The sequence below is a fragment of the Paraburkholderia sp. Cy-641 genome (genome assembly GCF_011752945.1).
Taxonomy (GTDB): domain Bacteria; phylum Pseudomonadota; class Gammaproteobacteria; order Burkholderiales; family Burkholderiaceae; genus Paraburkholderia.
In genome coordinates, this window is the sequence record NZ_VWWM01000113.1 from 1 (window position 1) to 7648 (window position 7648).

Sequence of the window (7648 nt, forward strand, 5' to 3'; positions counted from 1 at the left end):
CGCGAAGCCCACCGCGAAACGGCCGGCCGCGAAGCGCGCGGCGCCGGCGGCCAAACGCGCGGCTGGCGCGAGCGCAGGGGGGGCGAAGAAGCCGCAATGAGCGCGGTGGCGGGGCGTCGCTTCGGCCGCGCTCCGCCATTGCCGCAGCGTCGCTCATTGCCGCTTCCGCGAACTCGGCTCAGTGTTGCGGAAAGTCAATACCATCGTGCGATCGAGCCGGTTCTGTCACAGGTTTCACCTGGTCCGCATGCTATGATTGTGTAAGCTTTATCTGGCTTTGGGGGCACGCAGAAAAGAACCAATCCCGCCGCCCACGCGTCGTTTGCCGCCGGCACCACCGGCGCAGGGCTGGACGGTGCGGTTTCCAACGCAGACTGGCTCGACCTCAGGCACAGGGTATTCCTCACCCACGGTTGGCCGCACAGCGCCTGATTCATGTTTCAGGTTCCTGTGCCAACGCCCGGACTTCTTTGCTTCCCGATGCCTATGGGCAGCAGATTAGCGCGTAAAATTGAATGCTTGGCCGACAAACGGTACGTTCGTTCGCCGTGGCAAAACGGTTACACGTAGCAGCAACAGACACAGACAGTATGCGCAGAACAGGGGCGGGACTATGAACACCATGCTTTATCCGGAACTTTATAAATCGCTCGAATCCGTTCGCTGGGACATGGAGAAGGACATTCCCTGGGACAAGTTCGATGCATCGCTCTTGACCGACGAGCAGGCCGCGACGATCAAGATGAACGCGATCACCGAATGGTCGGCGTTGCCCGCCACGGAAATGTTTCTGCGTGACAACCATCACGACAGCGATTTCTCCGCGTTCATGAGCGTGTGGTTCTTCGAGGAACAGAAGCATTCGCTGGTGCTGATGGAATATCTGCGCCGCTTCAAGCCGGAACTGGTCCCGACCGAAGAGGAACTGCACGCGGTGCGCTTCGAGTTCGATCCCGCGCCGCCGCTCGAAACGCTGATGCTGCACTTCTGCGGCGAAATCCGCCTCAATCACTGGTATCGCCGTGCCGCCGAATGGCACACCGAGCCGGTCATCAAGCACATCTACGAAACCATTTCGCGCGACGAGGCGCGGCATGGCGGCGCGTATCTGCGCTACATGAAGAAGGCGATGGCGCAAACCGGCGACATCGCGCGTGCCGCGTTCGCGAAAATCGGCGTGCTGATGGCGTCGGCGCGCCGCACCGAAAAGCCGCTGCACCCGACCAACCTGCACGTGAATCAGGCGCTGTTCCCGCGCGACACGATTCAATCGCGCCTGCCCGATCCGGAATGGCTCGAGCGCTGGCTCGACGAGCAGATCCGTTTCGACGACGGCTGGGAAAAGAAAGTGGTCGAGCGCATCCTCCACAACCTGTCGCTGCTGTTCGAGCGCACGTTCGACACGGCGCAGGAACTGAATCGTTATCGCAAGGAAGTGGTCGCGCGTTTGCAGGTCGACGGTCAGGCGCCGGCGCAACCGGCGTGAGGGCATGAGCGCTGACGCCGGCAGTGGTGGTGGCGCTTCGATCCCGATGCGCGGAGCCGGGCTGCGGCGCAGTCACCGCAAACGAGGTTGCACGGTTCCCCTGTTGCTTTGAGGCATTGCCTTGAGGCGCTGCTTTAAAGCACGGCATCGAAAGGCAAATAGAAACGGTCCGGCAGGCGCGAGCTTGCCGGACCGTTTTGCTTGAGGCCGTCCAGCGTGTATCGTGACGGCACTTTCTTTTTCCTCTTTCCATACCCCCGCGATGCCCGCTATTTTCGAACGCAAGATTCTGACGCGCGATGCCCTGGTGAAACTGCGTCCTTCGCTGACCGCGCCGGTCGTACTCACGAACGGAGTGTTCGACATTCTGCATCGCGGACACGTGACCTATCTCGCCGATGCGAAGGCGCTCGGCGCCTGTCTGATCGTCGGCGTGAATAGCGATGCGTCGGTGCGCATGCTCGGCAAGGGCGACGACCGGCCGATCAACCACGAAGCCGACCGGATGGCCTTGCTCGCGGCGCTCGAAAGCGTCGACTACGTGGTGAGCTTCGGCGAAAAAACGCCGGTCGAACTGATTTCGGCGCTGCGGCCGGACGTGCTCGTGAAGGGCGGCGACTACGATATGGACGCGCTGCCCGAATCGGCAATCGTGCGCGGCTGGGGCGGCAAGGCGCTGGCGATTCCGTTCGAGCACGATCGCTCGACGACCGCGCTGCTGAAGAAGGTGCGCACGCAGGGCTGACCGACTGCTTCGATCGCTTCAGCCGCTTCGCTACTGCGGCAACGCCGACGTCGAAATCGGCGCTTGCGGCGCCGGTCCGCCGACGACCGCCTGGTCGGCCGCATCGGCGGCGCTGACGGGCCGCACTGTCAGCGACTCCGGATGAATCTGCCGGTTCAGGTGATTGGGCTCGCGGCTACTGGCGCTGGGCACCGGCCCGAATGCGCCCAGCGATGTGGCGAAAGCCAGCACGTTGGCAAGAATCAGAATGGCGATCAGCCCGCGAAGCATGGTTGAGGGTTCCAGTCCAGAAGAAGTTGAGCCGGGATCAGGGTGAGGTGCCGGAAGCGGGCGCGCGGGCGACCTGCCGTGGCGGTTCACGAGTGCGCGAGTCGGGTGCCGGTCGCGGACTTGGCTCCCCGCATTTGTCGCGCACCGATCATGACGTCGATCAACCGCCCTGCCGCGCCGAATCCTCGGCGGCAATCAGCGCGAGGCCCGACAGCACGAGCGAATCGTGGCGAGTATGCGGTACTTTGAGCGCGCTCGCCACCTCGTCCGCGGCGCCGCCGTTGACGACGAGCCGCACCGGCACCTGCCACTCGTCCTGCAGATCGCGCCACATGCGCTCGACCAGTCCCGCCTGCGCGAGCGTGCAGCCGGCCGAGAGCGAACGCGGCGTATCGGTCGCGAAAAACGGGCCGCGGCGGCCTGCCCCGGCGTCGTTGCCGGCGTCGAGCAGGCCGCGTGCGCGCGCGGCATCGAGCGTCGGCAATTGCGCGGTGTGTTCGCCGAGCGAGCGCATCATCAGCGTCCAGCCCGGCGCGATCAGTCCGCCGACGAACGAGCCGTCCGCGCGCAACGCTTCGAGCGTCGTCGCGGTGCCGAATGTCGCGAGCAGCAGATGTTCGCCGGGAAACGCCGCATGCGCGCCGATCATGCCGGCCCAGCGATCGCTGCCGAGCGTGTGCGGCGTCGTGTAGCCATTGACGACGCCGCATTGACGCGCGCTCGCGCGGATCGTCGTGAGCGGCAGTTGCGGCCAGTGCGCGTCGACGAGCGCGGCAATGCGCGCCGCGACGTCCGCGCCGGCGACGTTGGACAACCACGCGCCGCGCGGTGTCGGCAAGCCCGACCATCCGGGCGATGAAGCAGGCCGCAACGTGGGCGTCGAGCCCGCCGACGCGTTACTCCGCGACACAGCCTGCAAGCCCGACTGCAAGCCAGGCGTCGAATCCCCCCGCAGACCGGACACCGGCCCCGCATCGGCTTGCAAGCCGTACCGCGCGACATCCTCGTGTGCTAGCGCTCCGGCCGCCAGTTGCGTGCCATCCGCGTCCACGCATGCCCATTTGATCCGGCTATTGCCCGCGTCGATCAGCAGAGAAGGCGCGTGCTGCGTCATGCGGCACCGTCGGCGAGGCGCAGCGACACGTCGCCGGTCGCGATGCTCTGGCGACCGGCGGCCGTATCGAGCAGCAACTGGCCGTGTTCGTCGACGCCGGCTGCCACGCCGCGCGCGATTTCCTCGCCTTGTTCGAGCAGCACGACGTCGCGGCCCGCGTACGCATGCACGGCGTTCCAGCGCGGCTGGAACGGCGCGAAGCCGTCGGCGCCGAAGCGCTGCAACGCCGGTTCGAGCGCGTTCAGCTCGGCGGCGAGCGTGTCGGTCAGATTCGCGTTCGGCAGCGCGCGCTGCAGCGCGGTCGGCACGGTGCCGCGCGCCTGCGGCGGCACGTCGGCATGCAGCGCGCCGACCTTCGCCGCGAGTGCGTCGGCGCCCTTCACGTTGGTGCCGATGCCGATCACGACCGCGCTCGCGTACTCGGTGCTCCACGCGGTTTCGATCAGGATGCCGGCGAGCTTGTCGCCTTCGAGCAGCACGTCGTTCGGCCACTTCAATGCGATCTGCCCGGGACCGGCGACCGGCAGCGAGCGCAGCCCGTCGACGAGCGCGACGCCCACCGCGAGGCTCAGTCCCGCGAGCCCTTCGAGCGGACGCGGCAGCACGCAGGCGACCGAAAACAGCAGCGCATTGCCGGGTTCCGCATACCACGGCCGGCCGCGGCGGCCGCGCCCCGCGGTTTGCAGATACGCGACCCGCACGATCGGCCGCGGCAGCGCGCTCGCGCGGCGCGGCAGCGCCTTCACGCGGGCCATCAGGTCGGCATTGGTCGAGCCGGTTTCCTCGACGATTTCGATCGGCCAGTCATGCGCATGCGCACCGAACAGCCTGACCGCGCGCTCGCGGTCGATGCGCCAGTCGGCCTCGGCCGCATTGGCCGTTGCAGGAGAGGGCGTGGGAGACTTGGAAGCATTCATGGCACCTATTGTAGCGACAGCGACCTTCGGCGGGATTGGCGTGCGGATCGGTGCGGACATCATCGGCCCGTCGTTCGCTACAATGGCCCTTCATCCGATAACCAGCTTCCGCGATCCTTGAACTACGACACTCCGCCCGGCCTCGAAGTCGCGGCCGGCAGCCAAGGCAAGATCGTCCGTCTCTCGGGCCAGTGGACGGCGCTCGCGCTCGCGCGCGATCGCGACACCGGGCACGTGATCCCGCTGCTGCGTTCGCTGACCGGCGCGCAGGGCATCGGCGAGTGGGACCTGTCGCGTATCGACAGGATGGATCACGTCGGCGGCCAGGCGCTGTGGCGCGTATGGGGCCACAAGATGCCGCCCGGCACCGCGCTCACCGACACGCAACGCGACATCTTCGAGCGCATCGCGCTGCTCGACACGGTGCGCGAGGGCGCCGAGCCGGTCAAGCGCCTCGATCCGTTCACGCGCCTCGGCCTCGGGCTCTTCTCGTTCTTCGAGCATCTGTACGGCGGCGTCGCAATGCTCGGGCGCGTCGTGCTCGACCTGCTCGCGATCGTGCGCAAGCCGAAGCTCACGCCGTGGACCGAAATCTCCGCGAACATCTACAACGCCGGCGCGCGCGCGCTGCCGATCACGGCGCTCGTCGCGTTCCTGATCGGCATCGTGCTCAGCTATCTGTCGGCGCAGCAGTTGCGCATCTTTGGCGCGAACCAGTTCATCGTCAATATTCTCGGCCTCGCGGTGATCCGCGAACTCGGCCCGGTGCTCTCGGCGATTCTGGTGGCGGGCCGCTCGGGCTCGGCGATCACCGCGCAGATCGGCGTGATGCGCGTGACCGAGGAACTCGACGCGATGCGCGTGATGGGCATCCCGCACGGCCTGCGGCTGATCCTGCCGCGCGTGGTCGCGCTCGGCATCGCGATGCCGCTGCTCGTGATGTGGACCAACATCATCTCGCTGACGGGCGGCGCGCTCGCCGCGAAACTCGTGCTCGGCATCGACATGAACTTCTTCGCGCAGCAGCTGCCCGTCGTCGTGCCGATCGCGAATCTCTGGATCGGTCTCGGCAAGGGCGCGGTGTTCGGCATGCTGATCGCGATCACCGGCTGTCATTTCGGCTTCCGTATCAAGGCCAATTCGCAGAGTCTCGGCGAAGGCACGACGACCTCGGTGGTGACCTCGATCACCATCGTGATTCTCGCGGACGCGGTGTTCGCGATCCTCTTCCAGAACGTGGGGCTCGGATGATCGCGCCACTGACCGAAGCCGTGCGCGGCCAGCCCGTGCCGTCGATCGCCGAGCCGGTGATCGAGGTGAACGACATCACCAAGCGCTACGGCCGCAACATCGTGCATCAGCACCTGAGCCTCGAGGTGCGGCGCGGCGAGATCGTCTCGATCGTCGGCGGCTCGGGTTCGGGCAAGACCACGCTGGTGCGGCAGATTCTCGGCCTCGAGCGGCCCTCGTCGGGCACCATCAAGCTGTTCGGCCAGGACCTCGCGACCATCTCGCCCGACACCGCGCTGCTGATGCGCAGCCGCTCCGGCATGCTGTTCCAGCGCGGCGCGCTGTTCTCGTCGCTGTCGGTGTTCGACAACGTCGCGCAGCCGGTGCGCGAGCTCGGCCGCGTGCCCGAAGACCTGCTGCGCGACATCGTGATGCTGAAGCTCGAAATGGTCGGGCTGCCGTGCAAGCACGCGTCGAAGATGCCGTCGGCGCTGTCGGGCGGCATGATCAAGCGGGTCGGCATCGCGCGCGCGATCGCGCTCGAACCCGAACTGCTGTTCCTCGACGAACCGACCGCCGGGCTCGACCCGCAGGCGTCCGACGAATTCGTCGAGCTGATCTCCGCGCTGCATCGCGCGCTCGGCCTCACGGTCGTGATGATTACGCACGACCTCGACACAATGGTCGCGATCTCGACGCGCGTCGCCGTGCTTGCCGATCGCAAGGTGCTCGTCAACGCGCCGGTCGAAGAGGCGGCGGGCGTCGATCATCCGTTTATCCGCGAATATTTCCTCGGCCTGCGCGGGCGCCGCGCGCTGCAGGCGTTGCCGCCCGAGCGCCGCGCGAAGCTGCCGCGGGCCGCGCTCGAAGCGGCGTCGTCCGAGTTGCCGCTATGAGGTCTGCCGTTATGAACCGGGCCGCCATGAACCAGGAAACCTGACAATGGAAAACAAAGCACACGCATTCTGGGCCGGGCTTTTCACGGTCGTGCTGACGGCGGCGGTCGCGCTCGCCGCATTTCTGTTCAACGTCGATCGCACCGTGCGGGTGCCGTACGACCTGATCGCGCGCACCAACGTGACGGGGCTTTTTGCCGACGCGGCGGTGCGCTTTCGCGGTCTCGACGTCGGCCGCGTGCAGTCGATCAAGTTCGATCCGAGCCATCCGGGGCAGATCATGATCCGCATCATGGTCGACGAACACGCGCCGATCACCCATTCGACGTTCGGCAGCCTCGGCCTGCAAGGCGTGACCGGCATCGCGTTCATCCAGCTCGACGACACCGGGCGCGATCTGACGCCGCTGCCGTCGTCGGTGCAGCAGGTCGCGCAGCTGCCGATGCGCCCGGGCCTGCTCGACCAGTTGCAGCAGCGCGGCGACGTGCTGCTGCGCAAGCTCGAAAAAGTCACCGACAACGTCAACGACATGCTGTCGCCGGAAATGGTCGCGCAGTTGCACGACACGGCCGCGAGCATCCAGCAGGCCGCGTCCGGCATCGCCGGGCTGAGCCAGCAGATCGCGCCGGTCGCGGGCAAGCTGCCCGCCACGGTCGATCAGCTGAATCGCACGCTCGCCTCGACTAACCGGATGATTACGAGCCTGAACCGTCCGGACGGCCCGTTCGAGCGCAATCTGAACAAGGTCGGCACGGCGGCGCAGCAGGCCGGCGACGCGCTCGCCGAGATGAACGTGTCGCTGCAGGATCTGTCGGCGCGGGTCGGCTACGAGACGCTGCCGCGCGTGAACTCGCTGACCGAGGACGTGCGCTCGGCCGCGCAATCGATCGACCGCGCCGCCGATACCTTCAGCACCAATCCGCGCAGCGTGCTGTTCGGCGCGCCGCGCCCGGCGCCGGGTCCGGGCGAGGCCGGCTTCACGGGGCCCGC

General features: G+C 66.9%; 8 protein-coding genes. 5 read left to right on the forward strand and 3 right to left on the reverse strand.

Annotated elements, in window-relative coordinates:
- Nucleotides 1-613 precede the first annotated feature (613 nt).
- A complete protein-coding gene (locus tag F3J20_RS31300) occupies nucleotides 614-1486 on the forward strand; it encodes a ferritin-like domain-containing protein (RefSeq protein WP_167285800.1) in 873 nt (290 codons plus the stop codon).
- Nucleotides 1487-1748: 262 nt separating this feature from the next.
- On the forward strand, nucleotides 1749-2231 hold the full coding sequence (rfaE2, locus tag F3J20_RS31305) for a D-glycero-beta-D-manno-heptose 1-phosphate adenylyltransferase (RefSeq protein WP_167042435.1): 483 nt from the start codon (nucleotides 1749-1751) through the stop codon (nucleotides 2229-2231).
- A 30-nt stretch (nucleotides 2232-2261) separates the two neighbouring features.
- Here rfaE2 and F3J20_RS31310 read toward each other — a convergent pair whose 3' ends face one another.
- The 3 genes from F3J20_RS31310 to F3J20_RS31320 form a co-directional block, all read right to left on the reverse strand.
- A complete protein-coding gene (locus F3J20_RS31310) occupies nucleotides 2262-2501 on the reverse strand; it encodes a hypothetical protein (protein ID WP_167042437.1) in 240 nt (79 codons plus the stop codon).
- 160 nt (nucleotides 2502-2661) lie between these two features.
- A complete protein-coding gene (locus tag F3J20_RS31315) occupies nucleotides 2662-3615 on the reverse strand; it encodes a type III pantothenate kinase (RefSeq protein WP_167042439.1) in 954 nt (317 codons plus the stop codon).
- Nucleotides 3612-4532: a biotin--[acetyl-CoA-carboxylase] ligase gene (locus F3J20_RS31320; protein WP_167042441.1), complete on the reverse strand. Its 921-nt coding sequence runs from the start codon at nucleotides 4530-4532 to the stop codon at nucleotides 3612-3614. Before F3J20_RS31320 ends, F3J20_RS31315 begins: the two co-directional genes overlap by 4 nt.
- 117 nt (nucleotides 4533-4649) lie before the next feature.
- Here F3J20_RS31320 and F3J20_RS31325 point away from each other — a divergent pair, with 117 nt between their 5' ends.
- The 3 genes from F3J20_RS31325 to F3J20_RS31335 all read left to right on the forward strand — a co-directional run.
- Nucleotides 4650-5783, forward strand: a complete 1134-nt coding sequence (locus F3J20_RS31325; RefSeq protein ID WP_167285801.1) for an ABC transporter permease — start codon at nucleotides 4650-4652, stop codon at nucleotides 5781-5783.
- Nucleotides 5780-6658, forward strand: a complete 879-nt coding sequence (locus F3J20_RS31330; RefSeq protein WP_167042445.1) for an ATP-binding cassette domain-containing protein — start codon at nucleotides 5780-5782, stop codon at nucleotides 6656-6658. The genes F3J20_RS31325 and F3J20_RS31330 overlap by 4 nt, the downstream gene beginning before the upstream one ends.
- Nucleotides 6659-6704: 46 nt before the next feature.
- Nucleotides 6705-7648, forward strand: a 944-nt coding sequence (locus F3J20_RS31335; RefSeq protein WP_167285802.1) for an MlaD family protein, incomplete at its 3' end; no start/stop codon positions are given.

What these genes read in the sequence shown, in the direction of transcription:
- F3J20_RS31300 (WP_167285800.1), top strand. Translation starts at nt 614, where the DNA reads ATGAACACCATGCTTTATCCGGAACTTTATAAATCGCTCGAATCCGTT.
- rfaE2 (WP_167042435.1), top strand. Translation starts at nt 1,749, where the DNA reads ATGCCCGCTATTTTCGAACGCAAGATTCTGACGCGCGATGCCCTGGTG.
- F3J20_RS31310 (WP_167042437.1), bottom strand. Translation starts at nt 2,501, where the DNA reads ATGCTTCGCGGGCTGATCGCCATTCTGATTCTTGCCAACGTGCTGGCT.
- F3J20_RS31315 (WP_167042439.1), bottom strand. Translation starts at nt 3,615, where the DNA reads ATGACGCAGCACGCGCCTTCTCTGCTGATCGACGCGGGCAATAGCCGG.
- F3J20_RS31320 (WP_167042441.1), bottom strand. Translation starts at nt 4,532, where the DNA reads ATGAATGCTTCCAAGTCTCCCACGCCCTCTCCTGCAACGGCCAATGCG.
- F3J20_RS31330 (WP_167042445.1), top strand. Translation starts at nt 5,780, where the DNA reads ATGATCGCGCCACTGACCGAAGCCGTGCGCGGCCAGCCCGTGCCGTCG.